The sequence below is a fragment of the Streptomyces sp. NPDC026377 genome (genome assembly GCF_055567715.1).
On record NZ_JBVHPV010000017.1, the window covers coordinates 17,225 to 36,126 of the forward strand.

Below are 18,902 nucleotides of genomic sequence, written 5' to 3' on the forward strand. Positions count from 1 at the left end.
CCTCGGAACAGAACTGGCCATCTCCTGGCCACTTTCCGAAAGAGAATGACCGGCATGAGAGCCGATCGACTGGTGGCGACCCTGTTGTTCCTGCAGACACGGGGGCGGGTGACGGCGCGCGAGGTCGCGGCGGAGCTGGGGGTGTCCGAACGCACCGCGCGCCGCGATCTGGAGGCGCTGGCGAGCGCGGGCATCCCGGTGTACTCGCAGCACGGCCGAGGGGGCGGCTGGTCGCTCGTCGGCGGCGCCCGCACGGATCTCTCCGGTCTGACCGCCGCCGAGATCCGCGCGATGTTCCTGGTCGCGGGTCCATCCGCGGTCTCACCCGAACTGCGGACCGCGCTGCGGAAGTTGATCCGGGCACTGCCCGCGACGCTCCGGTCCGACGCCGAGGCGGCGGCCGGGGCGGCCGCGACGGACGGCACGGACTGGTCGCGCCTGCCCGTCACGGCGGGCACGCTCCTGCTGGACACCCTCCAGGGGGCGGTGGTGGACGGTCTGCGGATCCGGCTCGGATACACCCGCCCCGGCGGCCCGGCCGGTATCCGCACGGTTCACCCGCTGGGCATCGTCACCAAGGCGGGAGTGCCCTACCTCGTGGCCGGTACGGAGAGGGAGGAGCCGGGCTCTGGCGCGGCGGGCACCGGATCCGGCCCCGGCCCCGCGGGGCTGCGGATCTTCCGGCTCGACCGGGTCACCTCCGTCGAGGTGACCGGGGATCGCGTCGTCCGCCCGGAAGGATTCGACCTGGCCACGGTCTGGCGGGAGCTGGCCGCGCCCATGGAGGAGCGGATGCGCGGGGCGACCGTCCGGGGACGGGCCGAGCCCGCTGCCGAGCGGGTCCTCGGGATGCTGTTCGGCGGCCGGCTGCGCCTGGGCGGGCGGCGGGACGACGGGTGGCTGGAGATGGAGATCGACGGCCCGTCCCCGGAGGTCGTCGCCGCGCAACTGGCCGGGCTCGGGGCGCGCGTGGAGATCCTGGAGCCTCCCGAGGCCCGGGAACGCCTGGCGGGGCTCGCGGCCGAACTCACCGCGCTCTACGGCCCCGCGTGAACCACGCGCGCAGACGGCCTGGACGGCGTAGTCGGCGCGGACGGCGAAGGGGCCGGAACGGAGATCCGTTCCGGCCCCCACCCGCCCCCGGTCACCCGGCGGCCAGCACCGCCTTGCGGTGGCTGAACGTCTCGATGGAGTAGCGGCCGTGGTAGTTGCCCATGCCGCTCTCGCCGACACCGCCGAACGGCAGGTCGGAGACGGTGAGATGGGCCAGCGGCAGCCCGAGGCCGAGGCCGCCCGAGGAGGTCTCGGCGGCCAGGCGCTCCCGGGTGGTGTCGGACTCGGTGAAGGCATACAGCGCCAGCGGCTTGTCGCGGTCGTTGATGAAGTCGATCGCCTCGTCCAGGCCGGGCACCACCACGATCGGCAGGATCGGCCCGAAGATCTCCTCCCGCATCACCGGCGACGCGGGGTCGACATCGGCGAGGACGGTCGGCGCGAGGTACTTGGTGGCGCGGTCGCCCCGGCCGCCGGTGACGAGACGGCCCGAGCCGAGCAGGCCGCTCAGGCGGTCGAAGTGGCGCTCGTTGACGATCCGGCCGTACTCGGCGGAGTCCTGCGGGTCCTCCCCGTACAGCGCCTCGATCGCCCGGGCCAGCGCCGGTTCGAGGGCGCGGGCGGTCTCGGGGTCGGTGAGGACGTAGTCGGGCGCGACACAGGTCTGGCCCGCGTTGAGGAACTTGCCCGCGGCCAGCCGCCCCGCGACGGTGGCGATGTCGGCGTCCCGGTCGACGAAGGCCGGGGACTTGCCGCCCAGCTCCAGGGTGACGGGCGTGAGGTGCTGGACGGCCGCGGCCATGACGATACGGCCGACGGTGCCGTTGCCGGTGTAGAAGATGTGGTCGAACCGCTCGGCCAGCAGCGCCGTCGTCTCCGGAATGCCACCTTCCACCACGGCCACCGCATCCCGGTCGAGATACTCGGGCAGCAGGCGGGCCAGTACGGCGGAGGTGGCCGGAGCCAGCTCGCTGGGCTTGGCCACGACCGCGTTCCCGGCGGCCAGGGCGCCGATCACCGGGGTGAGCAGCAGCTGCGCCGGATAGTTCCAGGGCGCGATGACCAGGACGACGCCCAGCGGGTCGTACTGCGTCCAGGCCGTCGCCCCGCCCAGGTGCTCGGGGACGGGAGCGGGCTCGGGACGCAGCCACCCCGCGAGGTGTTCCAGGGTGTGGTCGATCTCCCGGACGACGAAGCCGATCTCGGTGCGCTGGGCCTCGGCCGGGCTCTTGCCGAGGTCGGCGTGGAGCGACTCGACCAGCTCCGCGCCGCGCTCGGTGAGCATCTCGCGCAGCCGTCGCAGCTGCGTGGTGCGCCACTCGACGGGCTTGGTGCGACCGGTGCGGAAGGTGGCGCGCAGCCGGGCCACGGTGTCGGCGGGCTGCTCCGGGGTGGGGTTCATGGTGCCTCGCTGCTGGGGGTGGCGGACCCGTCGGTCCGCCCTGTCGGGCGTCGGGACGAGCCGCGTCCGGCTCGATGTATATACCAACAGTTGACGTAGGAAATTAAATTCCCGACGCACGGAACGGGGCTGGATCCGGCCGCTGGGCTTCCGCATGCGGCGGTCCTGTGTGGCGGCCGGTGCCCCTCCCGTGGATTCATCCCCCGGCAACGAGAAGTTTCCTACCGACCGGTAGACATTGAGCCAGGGGCTGATCATTGTTGGTCGTGAACATGCCAACCGCTGGCCGGGCCAGTCCCTGCACCTGTCAGAACCCCTGCACCGGACTCCCACCCTCGCGACAGAGGAGCACCGACCCCCCATGCCCCGCACTGCCTGGACCACGCGCACGGCCGTCACCGTGGCCGCCGCCGCGACCGCACTCCTCGCCGCGCCGACCGCCTCCCAGGCGGCCTCCCCGCCGGCCGCCGCCCCGTACTCCGCCGTGGCCCGCACCTCCGCATCCGGTGGGACCGCCGCGCTCAGAGGCGTCGACCACGCTGCCTGGCTGCGCGATGTCCAGAGCGTCGTGGACACCGCCCGCCCCTACCTCAAGGAGCGCATGGCCGCCTCGCCCGCGGGTGAGAAGCCGGCGATCGTCCTGGACATCGACAACACCTCGCTGGAGACGGACTTCCACCACTTCTGGACGTTCCCGACCCCGGCCATCGACTCCGTCCGCGGCCTGGTGCGCGAGGCGGGGTCCCAGGGCGCTGCCGTCTTCTTCGTCACGGCCCGCCCCGGCATCATCGAGTCCCTCACCTCGTACAACCTCAAGGCGGTGGGCTACCCGGTCACCGGTCTGTACGTCCGTGATCTGCCGGACCTCTTCCACGAGGTCAGCACGTACAAGACACAGAAGCGGGCCGAGATCGAGGCGCGCGGCTACACGATCATCGCCAACATCGGCAACAACGCCACCGACCTGGTGGGCGGCCACGCCGAGCGCACCTTCAAGCTCCCGGACTACGACGGCAAGCTGTCCTGACCGTCCCCGGCCGCACAGCGGCGCCCCACGGCCACGACCGTGGGGCGCCGCCCGTGCTCGCTCGCGGGGGTCAGCCCAGGACCGGGAAGTTGCTGCGGAAGACGCCGCGCGGGTCGCGGTCGCGCTTGACCTGCTGGAGCCGGGCCAGCGCCTCGGGCCTGAAGGCCGTCGCGGCGGTGTCGCCGGGGGAGAGGTAGGTGTACGGCTTGCGTCCGCTGATGTACGGGGCGACCGACTGCACCAGCGCCTCCTGGCGGGCGGCGATCTCGGCCCCGCGCTCCGGCGAGAACGGCACACCGAACATGGACAGCGTGTACGGCTCGGTCAGCGGGCCCTGCGGGTTCTCCGTCGGCGTGGCGAAGGCGCCGCCCAGGTGGCGGATGTGCACACCGAAGAGCGGGTCGATCGGCTCCGCGAGGAGAGCCGCCGCCACCTTGTCGTCCAGGTCGGTCAGGAGCTCGGCGCGGGTCGCGCTGGGACCCGGCTCGGTCGGCTCGCCGGTGATCTCGCCCAGCTGGGCCACCGGCAGCATGCCCCGGGTGTCGGTGTTGGCGCCCTCGATCTCGTCGAGCGCGCGGAGCAGCGCCCGGCCCTCGGCCTCCTCGCCCAGGAAGGTGCTGTCGATGGTGACCAGCGAGGGGCCGTTCGGGATCTGGAGGAGGTTGATCCACGCGGTCAGCTCGTCCGGCGCGTCCGCGGTGATCCTGCGGAAGGCGTCCAGGACGCGGGGCGCCTGGCCGGCGTGCCAGACCACCCGGCCGCCGAAGAGGGCGGGCGCGGGGTGCAGGTCGTACTCGATCGCCGTGACCAGGGCGTAGTCGCCGCCACCGCCGCGCAGCGCCCAGAAGAGGTCGGCCTCGGAGTCGGCGGTGACCCGGGTGCGGGCGCCGTCGGCGGTGACCACCTCGAAGGCGGTGACGCTGTCGGCGGCCCAGCCGTACTTGCGCCCGAACCAGCTGAGCCCGCCGCCGAGGGTGTAGCCGACCACGCTGACCAGCGGGGAACTGCCCGGCAGCCCGGTCAGACCGTGCGGGCCCGCCACGGCCTGGACCTGCCCGCCCAGCACACCCGCGCCCACGCGCGCGGTACGGGCGGCGGCGTCGACGTGCAGCTCGTCGAGCTTGCCGGTGCGCAGCAGGATCACGCCCTCCACGTCACCGCTGGCGCCCCGGCCGCCGGGCTGGGGCGCGACGACGAGCCCCGCTGCCGCCGCGTACCGCACCACGGCCGCGACGTCGTCGGCGTCGGCCGCCTCGACGACCGCCGACACGGGCTGCTGAACGGAGAGGTTCCACGGCTGTCGTGCCTGGTCGAAGTGGTCGTCACCGGTCAGCAGGACACGGCCGCGCACCTGTGACCGCAGTTCGGCGAGAGCGCTCGTCGTCATGGTTCTTTCCCTACTTCCTCGTTCCGCGTGTGCCCCCGGAACCGCCCCGGCCGGCTTTCGCGATCACTTCCCTGACGGAATCGAACGGGGAAATGTGACGGGGCGCGGGAGGCGGAGGGGGAGCGGGAGGAGAAGGAGAGGGGCGCGCGGGACCCTCCTGGAGGGCCCCGCGCGCCCGAGCCGAGCCGTGGGTCAGACCGTTTCCGGCCCGTCCTCGCCGTCCTGCGGGACGGGTGGGGCGAGCGGCCGCAGCCAGAGCCAGACCAGGAAGAACAGGCCCAGGGCCAGCATGCCGAGGCCGGTCCAGAGGTTGATGTTGACGCCCTGGGCCTTGTCCAGGTCGGCGTCGGAGGCCGTCAGCCCGGCTATGGTGACGATCACTCCGTACAGGGTGAAGAGCCCGCCGATGATCCGGCGGATGTCGAAGAGGCGGGCCGCCGTGGCGGACTTCTTCTCCAGCTCGGAGACTTCGCGTTGCAGTTCAGACATGGTCCTGGCCTCCGATCAGAGCGAGTAGGGCACGTAGCAGAGCGCGGCGAGGACCACCGCTCCCCAGCCGAGCAGCGCGGGCCTGCGGTACCAGGCGCCGTCGCCCTCGCCGGGCGCCTCCTCCAGACCGGGCGAGACCGTCCCGTACACCAGACCGGCGAGTTCGGCCTCGGGCTTGGGGGCGGTGAAGAGCGTCACCACGACCATGGTGATCGCGCCGGCGGCGAAGCCGACGATCGCGGAGACGAAGTTGGCGCCCTGGTCGGTGGGGATGGAGACGACGCCCTGCTTGTAGATCCAGAAGTAGTTGACCATCGCGGCCGTGGTGCCGGCGACCAGGCCCCAGACACCGGACTTCATGGACGCGCGCTTCCAGAACATGCCGATGACGAAGACCACGAACATCGGCACGTTGAAGAAGGAGAACAGCGTCTGGAGGTATCCCATGATGTTGGAGAAGCTGGACGCGATGAAGGCGGTGCCGATCGAGGCCAGCACACCGATGGCCGTGATCAGCCGCCCGAAGCGCAGGTAGTACGCGTCGGGCCGGTCCTTCTTCACGTACTTGGACCAGATGTCGTAGGTGAAGACGGTGTTGAACGACGACACGTTGGCCGCCATGCCCGCCATGAAGGCGGCGAGCAGACCGGTGACGGCGATGCCGAGCACACCGTTGGGCAGCAGTTCCTGCATCAGGTACGGGATGGCGTCGTTGTACGTCAGGTCGGAGCCCGGGGTGCCGATCTTCGGCACCAGGGCGGCGGCGACCAGCCCCGGGATCATCACCAGGAAGACGATGAACATCTTCGGGAAGGCGGCGATCAGCGGGGTGCGCCGGGCCGCGCTGAGGTTCTTCGCCGACAGCGCGCGCTGGACCTCGGCGAAGTTGGTGGTCCAGTAGCCGAAGGAGAGCACGAAGCCGAGCCCGAGGATGATCGTCAGCCAGTTGGCGCCGAGCGGGTTGCTCTGCCCGATGCCGGTGCCGCCCCAGGCGGTGAGGTAGTTGTGGCCGTGCGCGGCCTCCAGGTCGTCGCTGAGCGCGCCCCAGCCACCGACGCGCTTGAGGCCGAGGACGACCAGCGGGATGAGCGCGGCGAGGATCACGAAGAACTGGAGCACTTCGTTGTAGATCGCGGAGGAGAGTCCGCCGACGGTGATGTACGCGAGGACGAAGAGCCCGGCCACCACGATGGCCACCCATTGCGGCCAGCCGAGCAGCGCCTCCACGACGATCGACAGGGCGTAGAGGTTCACGCCCGCGATCAGGATCGCGGCGAAGGCGAAGAGGGCCGAGCTGAGCAGGTGCGCGGAGGCGTCGAACCGCTGGAGCAGGAACTCCGGCACGGAGCGGACCTTCGAGCGGTAGTAGAACGGCATCATCACCAGGCCGAGGAAGACCATGGCCGGGATGGCGCCGATCCAGTACCAGTGGACGACCGCCACACCGTACTGGGCACCGGTGGCGGCCATCCCGAGGATCTCGGTCGCCCCGAGGTTGGCGGCGACGAAGGCGAGCCCGGTCACCCAGGCGGGCAGCGACCGCCCGGAGAGGAAGAAGTCGAGGCTGGTCTTCACACTCGCCCGGGCGGCGAAACCGATGCCCAGAACGACGACGAAGTAGATCGCCAGAATCGTGTAGTCGAGCCCGTTGGTGGGGAGCCGGAGCCCTGCGGCCAGAGATTGCATGCGTACCCGCTTCGTCGAGCGAACTGATCGGAACGGAACCTACGCCTCAGCGGCGAGAAACTGAACACCTTTGTTGGAAGATTTTGTTTGATTATGGTGGACGGTGGGGGTGCAGGGGCGCCCCGGCGGTTGCCGGCGGTGTTCCGCATCCCCCTCGGGCGTGGCATCGTGAGGCTCGGGTTCAGTGGTCTGCACCAGGTAGTTGTGTGGGGTCACGGGTGGGAGTGGGGATGCGTGGGGCGGCTGTGTTGCCGGGGGCGGGTGGGGACGGGTGTGGGGGAGAGGGCGGGGTGCCGCCCTTGCACCGGCTGGAAGTGCCGATGCCCAACTCGCTGCCCTTCGCCATGGGCACCTTCGACACCATCGGCGCGATGTCCCGTGCCGACTTCCCCCACCGGCACACCTTCTACGAGATCGTGCACATCACCGGCGGCACCGGCGCCCATGTGCTCGACCTCGCCCGGTTCGCGCTGCGGCCACCGCACCTGTGCGTCATCGCCCCCGGACAGGTCCATCAGTGGGAGTGCGCGGACGGGCCCGAGGGATGGGTGATCCTCTTCACCGAGGACTTCCTGCTCGACCACCCCGACGACGTCGCCCTGCTGCGCGGACTCGGGCCCCGCCCCTGGCTGGAGCTGGACCGCGAGGCGGAGGGCTGGGCTTCCTCGCTGGTGGGGGAGATGTACGAGGAGTACCGGACGGGGGCCGAGGGGTTCCACGGAGTGCTGCGCGCGTTGCTGCACGTCCTGCTCGTACGGGCCGCGCGACTGCCCGCACCCCCCGTCGGTCACGACCTCGCCCGCGCGAGCGGTGTCGCGGGGCGGTTCACCGCCCTGCTGGCGCGGGCCGACGACCTGCCGTCGTCCGTACGGGCGTGTGCGGAGCGGATCGGGGTGTCCGTGGGGTATCTGACCGAGGCCGTGAAGGAGGCCACCGGCCGCACTCCCGGTGAGCTCATCCGCCAGGCCCGCACCCACGAGGCCAAACGGCTGCTGCTCCACACCGAGTTGACGGTACGGCAGGTCGGCGGACGGGTCGGGTTCACCGATCCCGCCTACTTCTGCCGCTTCTTCCGCCGGGAGACCGGCACCAGCCCCGGTGACTTCCGGCGCGGCGGCGGGGATTATCACCACGACCACCGCATCGCGTCCATCGCCCGGACACGATCGTCCGCCTAGCGTCGTAGCCGTCCCCAACCCTCCCCCCCAAGGAGCAGCCATGGACGGCGACAGCGACGTGACCAGGCGTGACGAGAACCGCCCCACGGACAACGGCGGGCGCCCCCGGCCCAGCCGCAAGACCGTGCTGCGGGCCGCGCTCGCGGCCGGAGTGGCCGTGCCCGTGTCCCTGGCCGGGGTGCCCGCCCTGGCCCGAGGCGCCGCAGGCAGCGGCACCGCCCCTCAGCTCACCCCGCCGTGCGACGACGGCGACCACCCCACCCCGGCACAGACCGAGGGCCCGTACTTCAAACCGAACTCCCCGGAACGCACCTCGCTCCTCGAACCGGGAACCCCAGGCACCCGCCTCACCGTCACCGGATACGTCTTCGGCCGGGCCTGCCTGCCGCTGAGTCGCGTACTGCTCGACTTCTGGCAGGCCGACACCAACGGGGCCTACGACAACACCGGCTTCCGTTTCCGTGGGCACCAGTACACGGACGCGCGAGGGGCGTTCAAGCTCACCACGATCGTGCCGGGCCTCTACCCGGGCCGCACCCGCCACATCCATGTGAAGGCCCAGGCGCCCGGCCGGCCGGTGCTCACCACCCAGCTGTACTTCCCCGGCGAGCCGCGCAACAACACCGACTCGATCTTCGACGCCCGCCTGCTGATGACCGTACGGGACGCGGGCGGCGCGAAGGAGGCGGCGTTCGACTTCGTCCTGGACGTGGCCCAGTCGCCGTCACCGACCCCCACCCCCACCGGCCCGCCCCCCGGAACCACCTGGTCCGTCGGCACCGCCTACCGCTCGGGCGACCGCGCCGCCTATGGCGGTCGCGGGTACGTCTGCCTCCAGGCACACACCGCCCAGCCGGGCTGGGAACCCCCGAACGTCCCCGCGCTGTGGCGCGCGGAGTAAACAGTCCCCTTACCGCCTCACCGCGTTGCCGTGAATTCACGTGATGCGGCGCGAATGTTCGGCCGTCCTTGTGCGGAAAGGTGAAGGGAAGAGAAGGGAAGGGGGAAAGGCGCGGTAGTCGAAGTCAAAACGCGCCCCGTTGAGGGTGATGGCGGCAAGAAAGCTCTCCGGTCGTACCTTTCCCAGGAGTGCGTCGACTCCGTGGAGTTGGGCGTTCCGATCGCATGGGTGCGGATGGCACACTGCGATCATGACTACGGAGACGATCGACGCGGCGGCCGCGGGCGCCTGGAAACTCGGTGACCTGTCGGTCAACCGCCTGGGATTCGGCGCGATGCGCCTGACCGGGAGCGCCGCGTTCGACCTCGGCACGCCGAGCGACCGCGAGCGCTCCCTCGGCGTGCTGCGGCGCGCGGTCGAACTCGGTGTCAACCACATCGACACCGCGGCCTTTTACTTCTCCCGGCTCCGTTCCGCCAACGAGCTCATCAACCGGGCGCTCGCGCCCTACCGGGACGATCTGGTCATCGTCACCAAGGTCGGTCCGGGACGCGACGCCTCCGGCGCCTGGCTGCCCTGGGCCCGTCCGGACCAACTGCGCGGCCAGGTGGAGGAGAATCTGCGTCAGCTCGGCCGCGACCACCTCGACGTGGTCAACCTGCGCCTGAACGGGCCCGGTTCGCTCGCGGAGCACTTCGGGGCGCTGGCCGAGTTGCGCGAGGCGGGGCTCATCCGCCACCTGGGCATCTCCAACGTCGGCCCCGAGCACCTGGCGGAGGCCCAGGCGATCGCGCCCGTGGTCTGCGTGCAGAACCGGTACGGCCTGGACAGCAGGCGTACGGGCTCCGACGAGGTGCTGCGGCTCTGCGGCGCGCAGGGCATCGCGTTCGTCCCGTTCTTCGCCATCGCCGGCGAGGGGCGCGAGAGCGGCGCGGGGCAGACGGGCGCCGGGGAGAGCGAGGCGGTCCTCGCGGTCGCCCGCGCGCACCATGCGACGCCCGCGCAGATCCGCCTCGCCTGGACACTCCGGCAGGGCGAGCACGTGCTGGCCATCCCCGGCACGGGCAACCCGGACCACCTGGTGGAGAACGTGGCCGCGGGCGGGCTGCGGCTCACCGACGAGGAGGCGGCCCTGCTGGAGACGCCCGTCTGAGGCCGCCCGGGCCCGGCCAGGTCCGCCGAGGCCTGCCCAGATGTCCGATATGAACCACCGACGGCCTGTTTCGCTTTTATGTCGTCAATCTATTCATTGGGAATGATAAAGGGGCTTAGCCTTTCTTTTGGGTGCGGCCGGTGCCGGTTCTTTCTCGGTGGATGCGCCCAGGAATCCCTCCCCAAGACGCCCGAAGAAGTGAAGTGAGTCACTCCGGGTCCGTGTGGGCAGGCCGATCATGACGTCCTCATTCCCTTTCCCGGAAGGCGAGTTGGGGATACGGGAAGAAGGGAGCCCGTATCCCCGGCCCTGCTGGATCTTTCTCTCCGGTGTCGGAATGAATTCGAGCTCTTGTTTCCGTCGGGCCCATTCGATTACGGTCACGCTCAAATCCGGATGGACCGCCGAATCCTGCCGCTGTCCGGATACCTCCCACACACGAAAAGGCAGGAGCGGGGGACCCAGGTAGTCGCCGGATCCGGATGACGGAACGGCTCGGGGTGAAGCCGCGTGCAGCGCGGCCGGGCAGCTCTCGCCCGAACCCGACAGCTCACCTCGCAGGCGAAGGAGAGGAATTCGCCATGCCTGCAAAGGGTAAGCACCGCCGCCCCAAGTCCAGCACCCTCACCCGGGGCATCGCCGCCGCGGGCACGGGCGGCGCCGCGCTCATCATTCCGGTGATCGGCGCGACGAGCGCCGGGGCAGCGCCCTCGGCCGCCCCGCACGCCGGGCTCCCGAAGGCCGCGCCCGCCGTCGCCGCCAAGGGCGCGGTGTCCGCACAGCCGATCGTGGCGAAGAAGGCCCCCGCGGCGAAGGCGGCCGGGACGACCTACTCCGTCGTCGCCGGGGACACCCTCTCCAAGATCGCCCAGGACCTCGACGTGAGCGGCGGCTGGAAGAAGCTCTACCAGGACAACCGCCAGGCCATCGGTGGCAACCCGGCGCTGATCCACCCCGGCCTCCAGCTGGCGGTGGGCAAGAAGGCGAAGGCCGCGTCCGCCGACCGCCCCGCCACCCCGGCCCGGGCCGACCGTTCGGCGCGGACGGGCACGCCGCCCCAGCAGGCGACCGCCGCCGTGGCGAAGACGTACGGCGACAACCTGGACGGCTGGATCCGGCAGTCGCTGGACATCATGGCCCAGCACGGCATCCCCGGCTCCTACGACGGCATCTACCGCAATGTCATGCGCGAGTCGTCGGGCAACCCCTTCGCCATCAACAACTGGGACTCCAACGCCGTCGCCGGTACCCCCTCCAAGGGGCTCCTCCAGGTCATCGACCCCACCTTCCAGGCCTTCCATGTGCCCGGTACGTCGACGGACAGCTACGACCCCGTCGCCAACATCGTCGCCGCGTGCAACTACGCGGCGAAGACGTACGGCTCGATCGACAACGTGAACGGCCCGTACTGATCTGATCGACGCCTCTCTGCGGCCGCACGCCACCGCTGCGGACCACCTGGTCCATCTGGGACCAGATGGTCTGTTACGGTGACGTGACCAGGCTCAGGGGAGGACCGCATGCCACGCCCGACGCGCGCAGAACTCGACGCGGAGATCGTCGAGGCTGCCGCCGCGCTCTTCACCGCCCAGGGCTACCTCGGCACCTCGGTGCAGGAGATCGCGGACCGGGTCGGCTACTCCAAGACCGGGCTGCTGCACCGCTTCCCCTCCAAGGAACGGCTGCTGGCCGCGACGCTCATCGGTCCGCTGACCGAGTTCGCCGCGCTCCGGGCCACCTGGGGCGCCCTGCCGCAGGGGCCCGAGCGGCGCCTGCGCGCCTCGGCCGACCTGGTCGATCTGGCCCTGCGCCACCGCTCGCGGCTCGCCCTGCTCTTCAACTCGGGGCTGCCGCTGCTGCCCGGGGCGCTCGCCGGAGTGGAGGGCATGGGGGATCTGGGCGACCACCGCACGGAGACCCTGGCCGCCTTCGCCGACGCGGACGACCTGGTGGGCACGATCCGGGCGCAGCTGGCCGTGACCGGCCTGGTCAGCACCGTCGCCGCGCGTCAGGACATCCCGGACGAGCTGCTGCGCGCCCCGCTCCTGAGCGCCTTCCGCGCCGCGTGCGGGATCTGCGCGCACCCCGTCCCCGGCGAGGGGGCCCCGTGCTGAAGGCGCGTGCCGCGGCCGGACGGGCCCTGCGGGGATGGCGCAAGTACGCCGTCGCCGTGGTCGTGCTCGCGGGACTGGGCGTGGCCGGGGACCGTGCCGCCGCGGCCTGGACGGAACACCGTACGGCCGACGCGTTCCAGGAGGCCCAGGGGCTCCCGTCCGCACCCCAGGTGCGGGTGCACGGCTTCCCCGTACTGACCCAGCTGGCCGGGGGCACCCTCGACCGCGTCGACATCGAGGCATCGGACATACCGGCGGGCCGCGACGGCGGTCGGCTCCCCATCACCAAGCTGAACGTCGAACTCGACCACCTGCGCCGCTCCTCCGACGCCTCCGAGGCCCACGCCGCCTCCGCCAGGGCCACCGCCTTCGTCTCCTACCGGGACCTCTCCGGCGCGCTCGGCATCGACATCGGCTACAGCCGGGACAGCACCGGGGCCGAGCCGCGCGTGGCGGCCACCGCCACGCTGCCGCTCATCGGTGGGGTCGGGGCCAGTGCCCGCGTGGAGATGGCGGACGGGCGCACGCTCAAGCTGCGGTCCGTGAAGGTGGACGACGGTCTGCCCAAGGCGATGCGCACGATCGTCACGGGGATGCTGGAGCGCGAGGTGAGGCTCGACGGCATCCCGGACGGTCTGGCGCTCACCTCCGTCACCACCACACCCGACGGACTCACCGCGACCCTCTCCGGCAAGGACGTCACCTTCCGTACGGACGCCCGCGCCTGAGGCGCCGTCGGACGTCGACCGGGTGACGAGGTGTCACGAAGCCGTTCTCATACGGTGGTTGACGGCTCCCGGTACACCCGCAGCGCGGGCACCTCGAACGACATCTCCGAGACCTCGGGAGCGGGACGCGGGTGGAAACGGCCCGCGCTGACCGAGAGGTTGACGATGAGGTGGGCGTGCCAGCGGCGGCCCACCCCCTTGTGGTCGGCGAAGACCGGTGTGCCGTTCACCCACCACGTCACCGAGCGCGCGCCGAACTCGACCCGCAGATCGAGGAGCGCGCCGGGCGCGACGGAGGGGTCGCGGTGGGAGTGGTGGGCGTCCCGGACGTGGTTGGTCAGTTCCAGGAGGTCGGGGTTGTCGGGGTGGTACTCGAACACGTCGACCTCCTGGCCGCCGTCCCGCCAGGTCCAGATCGCCGGCCAGGCCCCCTGCTCGCGGGGCAGCCGGACCCGGGCCTCCAGGACGTCACCCGCGCGCACCATGAAGTCCTCGTCGCTGCCCTCGGTGGTCAGCAGCCCCGTGTTCCACGCGCCGTCGGCGCGGCGCCTCGCCAGGAACGTGCCGCTGCGGCTGTACTCGGCGTCGGGGACCAGATGGTCGAGCTTGTCGTCGCCGGGGTTGACGGGGCCGCCGTCCGGATACGCCCAGGATCGGCCCGCGACCCACTGCGCGGGGGAGGTGAAGTCGGCGGTGAGGACGGGGGACCGCGGGGCCTCGGGGAGCACGGCACCACTCTGGCACAGGCGCGGGGCGCGCCGGGGCGCCTTCCGGGAGTCGCCCCGCATCCTCTCCCCGTACCCCCGAAAGTATGCTTTACATAAGCAAAGGGCCGGGTGGCCGGGTTGGGGGCGTGGTGGGGCGTGCTTTCCCCGGCGGATCAGGGATTCTGCGGCGTACGGCTGAAAAGTTCGGCATTTGCTGTACGCGGCGGCCGACCCGTGCTACTGTTGATCTCAGTTGCAGTTGTGGTTCCCAAAGACTTCAAGTGCCTGGGCGGGCAATCTTCCGCCGGGCACTTTTGTATTTCCGGGGCTTTCCGGACGGGGTAATCATCGCGGCGACGCCGGGGTTCACACAGTGTGGATCCCAAGGGCAATGCCCCGAAGGAGATATGACATGGCTACTGGCACCGTGAAGTGGTTCAACTCGGAAAAGGGCTTCGGCTTCATCGAGCAGGAGGGTGGCGGCCCGGACGTGTTCGCCCACTACTCGAACATCGCCACCCAGGGCTTCCGTGAGCTTCAGGAAGGCCAGAAGGTGAACTTCGACGTCACGCAGGGCCAGAAGGGCCCGCAGGCGGAGAACATCACCCCCGCCTGACGCCACTGAAGCGCAGGTATGACGCAGCTGGGGCCCGCACCTTGTGTACGGGCCCCAGCTCGTTGCTGTCTCCAGGACACGCCGCCCTGCGGCGCGTGTCCGGCGTGCCGTGGACGGCACTCCACGACGCGCGGCACACCGGGTACCGCCGCACGCGCCACCGCCCCGCCGGGACCGTTCCCGCCGGCCGGCGCACGGCAGGTATTCCGAGGCCCGGCGGCGGCCCGCGACGACGCGGCCGAACCGGGCTCGTTCTCGTCTTTTCTTCCGGCTCGTTCTTGCGATTCCCCGGCAGTCATATCTGCCGCGAATTCCTCGATACGTGCCATATCGAGGAAGGTTCTGCATGAACCGATCAGCTCGCACGAATGACCGTTCCTACGGCGCCCGCAACGGATCCGGATCCGGCGGCGCCGAACGCGGTGGCGCCCGCTACCGCGCCCAGGCCCAGAGCCGCTCCGCGGGCCGCAGTCGGCGCCCCGCCGCCCCGCAGGGTGAATTCACCCTGCCGGTCACCGTCACCCCGGCGCTGCCCGCGGCCGAGGCGTTCGCCGACCTGGACATGCCCGCCCCGCTGCTGGCGGCGCTCACCGACCAGGGCGTGACGGAGCCGTTCCCCATCCAGGCCGCCACCCTGCCGAACTCCCTCGCGGGCCGTGACGTCCTCGGCCGGGGCCGCACCGGCTCCGGCAAGACCCTCGCCTTCGGCCTCGCGCTCCTGGCCCGTACGGCCGGCAAGCGCGCCGACTCCAAGCAGCCGCTGGCCCTGATCCTCGTCCCCACCCGGGAACTCGCCCAGCAGGTCACCGACGCGCTCACCCCGTACGCCAGGTCGCTCCGGCTGCGCCTGGCCACCGTCGTCGGCGGGATGTCGATCGGTCGGCAGGCCGGGGCGCTGCGCTCGGGCGCCGAGGTCGTCGTGGCCACCCCCGGGCGCCTCAAGGACCTCGTGGAGCGCCGTGACTGCCGGCTGGACCGGGTGGACATCACCGTGCTGGACGAGGCCGACCAGATGGCCGACATGGGCTTCATGCCGCAGGTCACCGAGCTGCTCGACCTGGTCCGTCCCGAGGGGCAGCGGATGCTGTTCTCGGCGACCCTGGACCGCAACGTGGACCTGCTGGTGCGCCGCTATCTGAGCGACCCGGTGGTCCACTCCGTCGACCCCTCGGCGGCGGCGGTCACCACGATGGAGCACCACCTGCTGCACGTGCACGGCGCCGACAAGTACGCCACCGCCACGGAGATCGCCGCCCGCGAGGGCCGGGTGATCATGTTCCTGGACACCAAGCACGCCGTCGACCAGTTCACCAAGCACCTGATGAGCAGCGGTGTACGGGCCGCCGCGCTGCACGGCGGCAAGTCGCAGCCGCAGCGCACCCGCACCCTGGCCCAGTTCAAGGACGGACAGGTCACCACGTTGGTGGCGACGAACGTGGCGGCCCGTGGCATCCACGTCGACGACCTCGACCTGGTCGTCAACGTCGATCCGCCCGCCGACCACAAGGACTACCTGCACCGGGGCGGCCGCACTGCCCGCGCGGGTGAGTCCGGCAGCGTCGTCACCCTGGTCACGCCCAACCAGCGCCGCGACATGACCCGGCTGATGGCGGACGCGGGCATCCGGCCGCAGATCACCCAGGTCCGCTCCGGCGAGGCCGAGCTGAACCGGATCACGGGCGCCCAGGCGCCGTCGGGCGTCCCGATCGGCAACGCGCCCGCGGCCGAGCGGCCCAAGCGCGGCGGAGCCCCGTTCCGGGGCATCGGCACCACCCCGGGCCGCCCCGGCCGCTCCGGCGGAAGCCGGCGGACCACCGAGGCCCAGCAGCTCGCCGAGGCCCGCAAGGCGGCCCGCGTACGCCGCTCCGCCTAGCCGCAACCGCACGCGGGCGCCGCCCGGCCGGGCCGGGCGGCGCTCAGCGGGCCGGGGTGTGGGTGGGCGTGCTCGCCGGGAAGACCTCGGTGAGCAGCGCGTCGAACAGCGTCGTCACGTCGTCCTCGGTCAGGCCCGCCGCCCGCGCCTCGCGCAGCCACTCCCCGAGCCGGGCGCGCAGCGGAGACTCCGGGGCGGTCTGCGGGGTGGCGAGCGAGCGGGTGATGAACGTGCCCGCACCCTGGCGCACCTCGACCAGACCGGCGCGCTCCAGTTCGCGGTAGGCCTTGAGGGTGGTGTTGGGGTTGACCTTCGTGGTGGCGGCCACCTGGGCCGCGGTCGGCAGCTTGTCGCCCTCGGCCAGGGCGCCCATGCGCAGCGCCTGCTCCACCTGGTGGACGATCTGGAGGTAGGCGGGCAGGCCGCCGCGGCGGTCCACACGGAACGCGACCATCGCACCTGCCTTCCTTCGGTTGGAATCCCTGCCGTTCGCGCCCCGGACGTCACGGGATCCGGGGCGCGGCTCCCTTGCGTACGGTGGCGTACAGCCTATGCCCGGCCGGTCGCCCGGCCGGGCCGGACGCCCTTAGAACGCCTGGCTGCGGGTGCGCCACACGGCCAGTGCGAGCAGGCCCGCGGCTCCCGCGGTCAGCAGAGCGGCCGCGGTCCACTGGAGGGTGGCCATCTGGTCGTAACCGAAGTAGTCCCACACGCTGTTGACGATGCCCTTCTGGGCGCGGCAGCGCTCCGGGCTCGCGTCATGGACACAGGTGCCCCAGCCGTAGAGCTTGCCGGACGCGGTGCCGATCCACTGGTCCACCTGGACCGAGCCGTCCAGCACCGCCGGCTGGGCAGTGTCCAGGGGGAAGGCGACCCGGCGGGGTGTGGCGAGGTGCGGCTTGATGTAGTCGAAGGCCACCGAGAAGGCGAAGGCGCCGAAGAAGGTCAGCGTCATCGCGGTCACCGCACGGCGCGCCAGCGCGCCGATGACGATGCCGAGCGAGGTCGTGAACAGCGCGGAGGTGAGCAGCACCGGCCCCGTGTTGTTGAAGATGGTCCCGTCCAGCCAGTCGCTGGAGACGAACGGCCGCGCGGCGTGCCAGTACCAGGTCAGCAGCGCTCCGAGGACCGCGGTGGTCACCAGGACGAGGCTCAGCGCGAAGCCGAGTTTCCACAGCAGCCAGCGCGAGCGGGGCACCGACTGTGTGGTGGCCAGCCGTGCCGTGCCGTTCTCCAGGTCCGCGGCGAGCAGGGGGGCGCCGAGGAAGACGCCGAAGAGCAGCGGGAGATACCCCGCGTAGGTGGCGAAGTCGTTGAACGTGTCCGACATCCGCATGCGCCGGGCGCCGTCGAAGTCGTCCACGGCGGTGGCGGGCCAGCCGGCCGCGTGCGCCTCGTCCAGCATGGCGCCGCGCTGGTGGATGATCAGGGCCGCGCCGATCACGGTCGCCGCCGCGCAGACGATCAGGACCGCCCGGTGCTGGCGCGTCACGAGCCAGAGCGGTCCGCGCAGCCTCCTGGGCCGGGTGCGGGCCGGCTCGCCGGTGGCGGAGGGACGGGTGAGGGTGCTCATATCGCGTACTCCTCCTGGTGGCCGGGAGCGGCGGCCGGGGACAGCAGCGCGGGCGCCTGGGGGTTGCGGAGGTAGGCGAGCAGCACTTCTTCCATACTGGGCTCGGCGAGCTGCCAGTTGCCGGTGAGCGGGCCCTCGGTGCGGACCATCGCCGTGAACTGCCGTCCCGCGGTGCGGGATTCGATCACGGTGTGGGTGCGCAGGGCGGGGGGCAGGCCCCGGTCGGTGGTGACACCGGTGACCAGGGTGTGCATCGGCACCAGCTCGTCCGTCTCGCCCGCCATCCGGACCCGTCCTTCGGCCAGGACGAGGAGGTGGTCACACATGTGCTCCAGGTCGCCGAGGATGTGCGAGGACATCAGGACCGTGGTCCCGCGCTCGACGGCCTCGGACATCAGCAGCGAGCTGAGCTCGTCACGGGCGACCGGGTCGAGATCGGCCATCGGCTCGTCCAGGAGCAGCAGGTCGGGCCGTTTGCCGAAGGCGAGCGCGAAGGCCACTCGGGTGCGCTGGCCGCCCGAGAGGGTGCCGATCCTGGCGTTCATCGGGACGGGCCCGCCCCGCACGATGCGCTCGGCCGCGGCCTGGTCCCAGCCCGGGTTGAGCTCCTGGCCCAGCCGCAGCGACTCGGCCACGGTGAAGCGCTTGAACATCGGCTTGTCCTGAGCGAGATACGCGATCCGGGGCAGTGCGGCGGGGGAGCCGGCCGGGATGCCGAAGATCCGCAGCTCGCCGGTGCTCGGCCGGACGAGCCGGGTCGCCAGGTTGAGCAGGGTGCTCTTTCCGGCGCCGTTGGGTCCCACGAGGCCGCAGATGCGGCCGGCCGCGAGCCGGAAGGTGCAGTCCCGCAGGGCCCAGCCCCGTCGGTACTTCCTCCCCAGCCCACGCGCTTCCAGGGCCCAGCGGGTGTCGGCCGCGCCAGGAGCGTTCATGTCGGGCACTGCCTCCCCCCTTTCCATGATTCCACTAGTTGACTAGTGGAATCATGGGGTCGGGGCCGAGGGGGTGTCAACCC

At 71.5% G+C, this 18,902-nt stretch carries 18 protein-coding genes and 1 riboswitch; of the genes, 10 read left to right on the forward strand and 8 right to left on the reverse strand.

What is annotated here, in order from left to right; genetic code table 11:
* Window positions 1–54 precede the first annotated feature (54 nt).
* A complete protein-coding gene (locus ACZ4MU_RS28280; protein WP_467881906.1) occupies window positions 55–1,053 on the forward strand; it encodes a helix-turn-helix transcriptional regulator in 999 nt (332 codons plus the stop codon).
* Window positions 1,054–1,144: 91 nt separating this feature from the next.
* Here ACZ4MU_RS28280 and ACZ4MU_RS28285 read toward each other — a convergent pair whose 3' ends face one another.
* The gene (locus ACZ4MU_RS28285) at window positions 1,145–2,455 is read right to left on the reverse strand and encodes an aldehyde dehydrogenase family protein (protein WP_467881908.1); all 1,311 of its coding nucleotides are present in this window, start codon (window positions 2,453–2,455) and stop codon (window positions 1,145–1,147) included.
* 361 nt (window positions 2,456–2,816) lie between these two features.
* Between ACZ4MU_RS28285 and ACZ4MU_RS28290 the strand changes: the two genes are divergently transcribed.
* A complete protein-coding gene (locus ACZ4MU_RS28290; RefSeq protein WP_467881910.1) occupies window positions 2,817–3,482 on the forward strand; it encodes an HAD family acid phosphatase in 666 nt (221 codons plus the stop codon).
* Between the two features lie 70 nt (window positions 3,483–3,552).
* On the opposite strand, the gene ACZ4MU_RS28295 is transcribed toward ACZ4MU_RS28290, so the two are convergent.
* From ACZ4MU_RS28295 to ACZ4MU_RS28305, 3 genes are all read right to left on the reverse strand, one after another.
* A complete protein-coding gene (locus tag ACZ4MU_RS28295) occupies window positions 3,553–4,869 on the reverse strand; it encodes an FAD-binding oxidoreductase (protein WP_467881912.1) in 1,317 nt (438 codons plus the stop codon).
* Between the two features lie 192 nt (window positions 4,870–5,061).
* Window positions 5,062–5,358: a hypothetical protein gene (locus tag ACZ4MU_RS28300; protein ID WP_467881914.1), complete on the reverse strand. Its 297-nt coding sequence runs from the start codon at window positions 5,356–5,358 to the stop codon at window positions 5,062–5,064.
* Window positions 5,359–5,373: 15 nt separating this feature from the next.
* A complete protein-coding gene (locus ACZ4MU_RS28305) occupies window positions 5,374–7,044 on the reverse strand; it encodes a sodium:solute symporter family protein (protein ID WP_467881916.1) in 1,671 nt (556 codons plus the stop codon).
* A gap of 290 nt (window positions 7,045–7,334) precedes the next feature.
* On the opposite strand from ACZ4MU_RS28305, the gene ACZ4MU_RS28310 reads away from it, so the two are divergent.
* From ACZ4MU_RS28310 to ACZ4MU_RS28335, 6 genes are all read left to right on the forward strand, one after another.
* Entirely contained in the window at window positions 7,335–8,222 is an 888-nt protein-coding gene (locus ACZ4MU_RS28310) for a helix-turn-helix transcriptional regulator (RefSeq protein ID WP_467881917.1), read from the forward strand.
* A gap of 40 nt (window positions 8,223–8,262) precedes the next feature.
* On the forward strand, window positions 8,263–9,123 hold the full coding sequence (locus ACZ4MU_RS28315; RefSeq protein ID WP_467881919.1) for a dioxygenase family protein: 861 nt from the start codon (window positions 8,263–8,265) through the stop codon (window positions 9,121–9,123).
* Window positions 9,124–9,373: 250 nt separating this feature from the next.
* Complete coding sequence (locus ACZ4MU_RS28320) at window positions 9,374–10,276, forward strand: oxidoreductase (RefSeq protein ID WP_467881921.1); 903 nt, start codon at window positions 9,374–9,376, stop codon at window positions 10,274–10,276.
* A 392-nt stretch (window positions 10,277–10,668) separates the two neighbouring features.
* A riboswitch (cyclic di-AMP (ydaO/yuaA leader) is annotated at window positions 10,669–10,853 on the forward strand.
* Between the two features lie 4 nt (window positions 10,854–10,857).
* Entirely contained in the window at window positions 10,858–11,688 is an 831-nt protein-coding gene (locus tag ACZ4MU_RS28325; RefSeq protein ID WP_467881923.1) for a transglycosylase SLT domain-containing protein, read from the forward strand.
* Window positions 11,689–11,796: 108 nt separating this feature from the next.
* Window positions 11,797–12,390 carry a TetR/AcrR family transcriptional regulator gene (locus ACZ4MU_RS28330; RefSeq protein WP_467881925.1) on the forward strand — a complete coding sequence of 198 codons (594 nt, stop codon included), beginning with the start codon at window positions 11,797–11,799 and terminating at the stop codon, window positions 12,388–12,390.
* A complete protein-coding gene (locus ACZ4MU_RS28335) occupies window positions 12,384–13,118 on the forward strand; it encodes an LmeA family phospholipid-binding protein (RefSeq protein ID WP_467881927.1) in 735 nt (244 codons plus the stop codon). The genes ACZ4MU_RS28330 and ACZ4MU_RS28335 overlap by 7 nt, the downstream gene beginning before the upstream one ends.
* A gap of 47 nt (window positions 13,119–13,165) precedes the next feature.
* Here ACZ4MU_RS28335 and ACZ4MU_RS28340 read toward each other — a convergent pair whose 3' ends face one another.
* Entirely contained in the window at window positions 13,166–13,846 is a 681-nt protein-coding gene (locus tag ACZ4MU_RS28340) for a LamG domain-containing protein (RefSeq protein WP_467881929.1), read from the reverse strand.
* A 391-nt stretch (window positions 13,847–14,237) separates the two neighbouring features.
* On the opposite strand from ACZ4MU_RS28340, the gene ACZ4MU_RS28345 reads away from it, so the two are divergent.
* Together ACZ4MU_RS28345 and ACZ4MU_RS28350 are read left to right on the forward strand one after the other, a co-directional pair.
* Window positions 14,238–14,441 (forward strand): cold-shock protein, encoded by a 204-nt coding sequence (locus tag ACZ4MU_RS28345; RefSeq protein ID WP_067161837.1) that lies wholly within the window; start codon window positions 14,238–14,240, stop codon window positions 14,439–14,441.
* A gap of 346 nt (window positions 14,442–14,787) precedes the next feature.
* Window positions 14,788–16,314: a DEAD/DEAH box helicase gene (locus ACZ4MU_RS28350; RefSeq protein ID WP_467881931.1), complete on the forward strand. Its 1,527-nt coding sequence runs from the start codon at window positions 14,788–14,790 to the stop codon at window positions 16,312–16,314.
* 43 nt (window positions 16,315–16,357) lie between these two features.
* On the opposite strand, the gene ACZ4MU_RS28355 is transcribed toward ACZ4MU_RS28350, so the two are convergent.
* The 3 genes from ACZ4MU_RS28355 to ACZ4MU_RS28365 form a co-directional block, all read right to left on the reverse strand.
* Window positions 16,358–16,768, reverse strand: a complete 411-nt coding sequence (locus ACZ4MU_RS28355) for a GntR family transcriptional regulator (RefSeq protein ID WP_467881933.1) — start codon at window positions 16,766–16,768, stop codon at window positions 16,358–16,360.
* A gap of 132 nt (window positions 16,769–16,900) precedes the next feature.
* The gene (locus tag ACZ4MU_RS28360) at window positions 16,901–17,887 is read right to left on the reverse strand and encodes an ABC-2 transporter permease (RefSeq protein WP_467881934.1); all 987 of its coding nucleotides are present in this window, start codon (window positions 17,885–17,887) and stop codon (window positions 16,901–16,903) included.
* Window positions 17,884–18,819: an ABC transporter ATP-binding protein gene (locus ACZ4MU_RS28365; protein WP_467881936.1), complete on the reverse strand. Its 936-nt coding sequence runs from the start codon at window positions 18,817–18,819 to the stop codon at window positions 17,884–17,886. Before ACZ4MU_RS28365 ends, ACZ4MU_RS28360 begins: the two co-directional genes overlap by 4 nt.
* Between the last annotated feature and the right edge of the window lie 83 nt (window positions 18,820–18,902).

Excerpts from the sequence above, each read along its gene's own strand:
- ACZ4MU_RS28280 (WP_467881906.1), top strand. The coding sequence starts at position 55 with ATGAGAGCCGATCGACTGGTGGCGACCCTGTTGTTCCTGCAGACACGG.
- ACZ4MU_RS28285 (WP_467881908.1), bottom strand. The coding sequence starts at position 2,455 with ATGAACCCCACCCCGGAGCAGCCCGCCGACACCGTGGCCCGGCTGCGC.
- ACZ4MU_RS28290 (WP_467881910.1), top strand. The coding sequence starts at position 2,817 with ATGCCCCGCACTGCCTGGACCACGCGCACGGCCGTCACCGTGGCCGCC.
- ACZ4MU_RS28295 (WP_467881912.1), bottom strand. The coding sequence starts at position 4,869 with ATGACGACGAGCGCTCTCGCCGAACTGCGGTCACAGGTGCGCGGCCGT.
- ACZ4MU_RS28300 (WP_467881914.1), bottom strand. The coding sequence starts at position 5,358 with ATGTCTGAACTGCAACGCGAAGTCTCCGAGCTGGAGAAGAAGTCCGCC.
- ACZ4MU_RS28305 (WP_467881916.1), bottom strand. The coding sequence starts at position 7,044 with ATGCAATCTCTGGCCGCAGGGCTCCGGCTCCCCACCAACGGGCTCGAC.
- ACZ4MU_RS28315 (WP_467881919.1), top strand. The coding sequence starts at position 8,263 with ATGGACGGCGACAGCGACGTGACCAGGCGTGACGAGAACCGCCCCACG.
- ACZ4MU_RS28320 (WP_467881921.1), top strand. The coding sequence starts at position 9,374 with ATGACTACGGAGACGATCGACGCGGCGGCCGCGGGCGCCTGGAAACTC.
- ACZ4MU_RS28325 (WP_467881923.1), top strand. The coding sequence starts at position 10,858 with ATGCCTGCAAAGGGTAAGCACCGCCGCCCCAAGTCCAGCACCCTCACC.
- ACZ4MU_RS28330 (WP_467881925.1), top strand. The coding sequence starts at position 11,797 with ATGCCACGCCCGACGCGCGCAGAACTCGACGCGGAGATCGTCGAGGCT.
- ACZ4MU_RS28345 (WP_067161837.1), top strand. The coding sequence starts at position 14,238 with ATGGCTACTGGCACCGTGAAGTGGTTCAACTCGGAAAAGGGCTTCGGC.
- ACZ4MU_RS28350 (WP_467881931.1), top strand. The coding sequence starts at position 14,788 with ATGAACCGATCAGCTCGCACGAATGACCGTTCCTACGGCGCCCGCAAC.
- ACZ4MU_RS28355 (WP_467881933.1), bottom strand. The coding sequence starts at position 16,768 with ATGGTCGCGTTCCGTGTGGACCGCCGCGGCGGCCTGCCCGCCTACCTC.
- ACZ4MU_RS28360 (WP_467881934.1), bottom strand. The coding sequence starts at position 17,887 with ATGAGCACCCTCACCCGTCCCTCCGCCACCGGCGAGCCGGCCCGCACC.
- ACZ4MU_RS28365 (WP_467881936.1), bottom strand. The coding sequence starts at position 18,819 with ATGAACGCTCCTGGCGCGGCCGACACCCGCTGGGCCCTGGAAGCGCGT.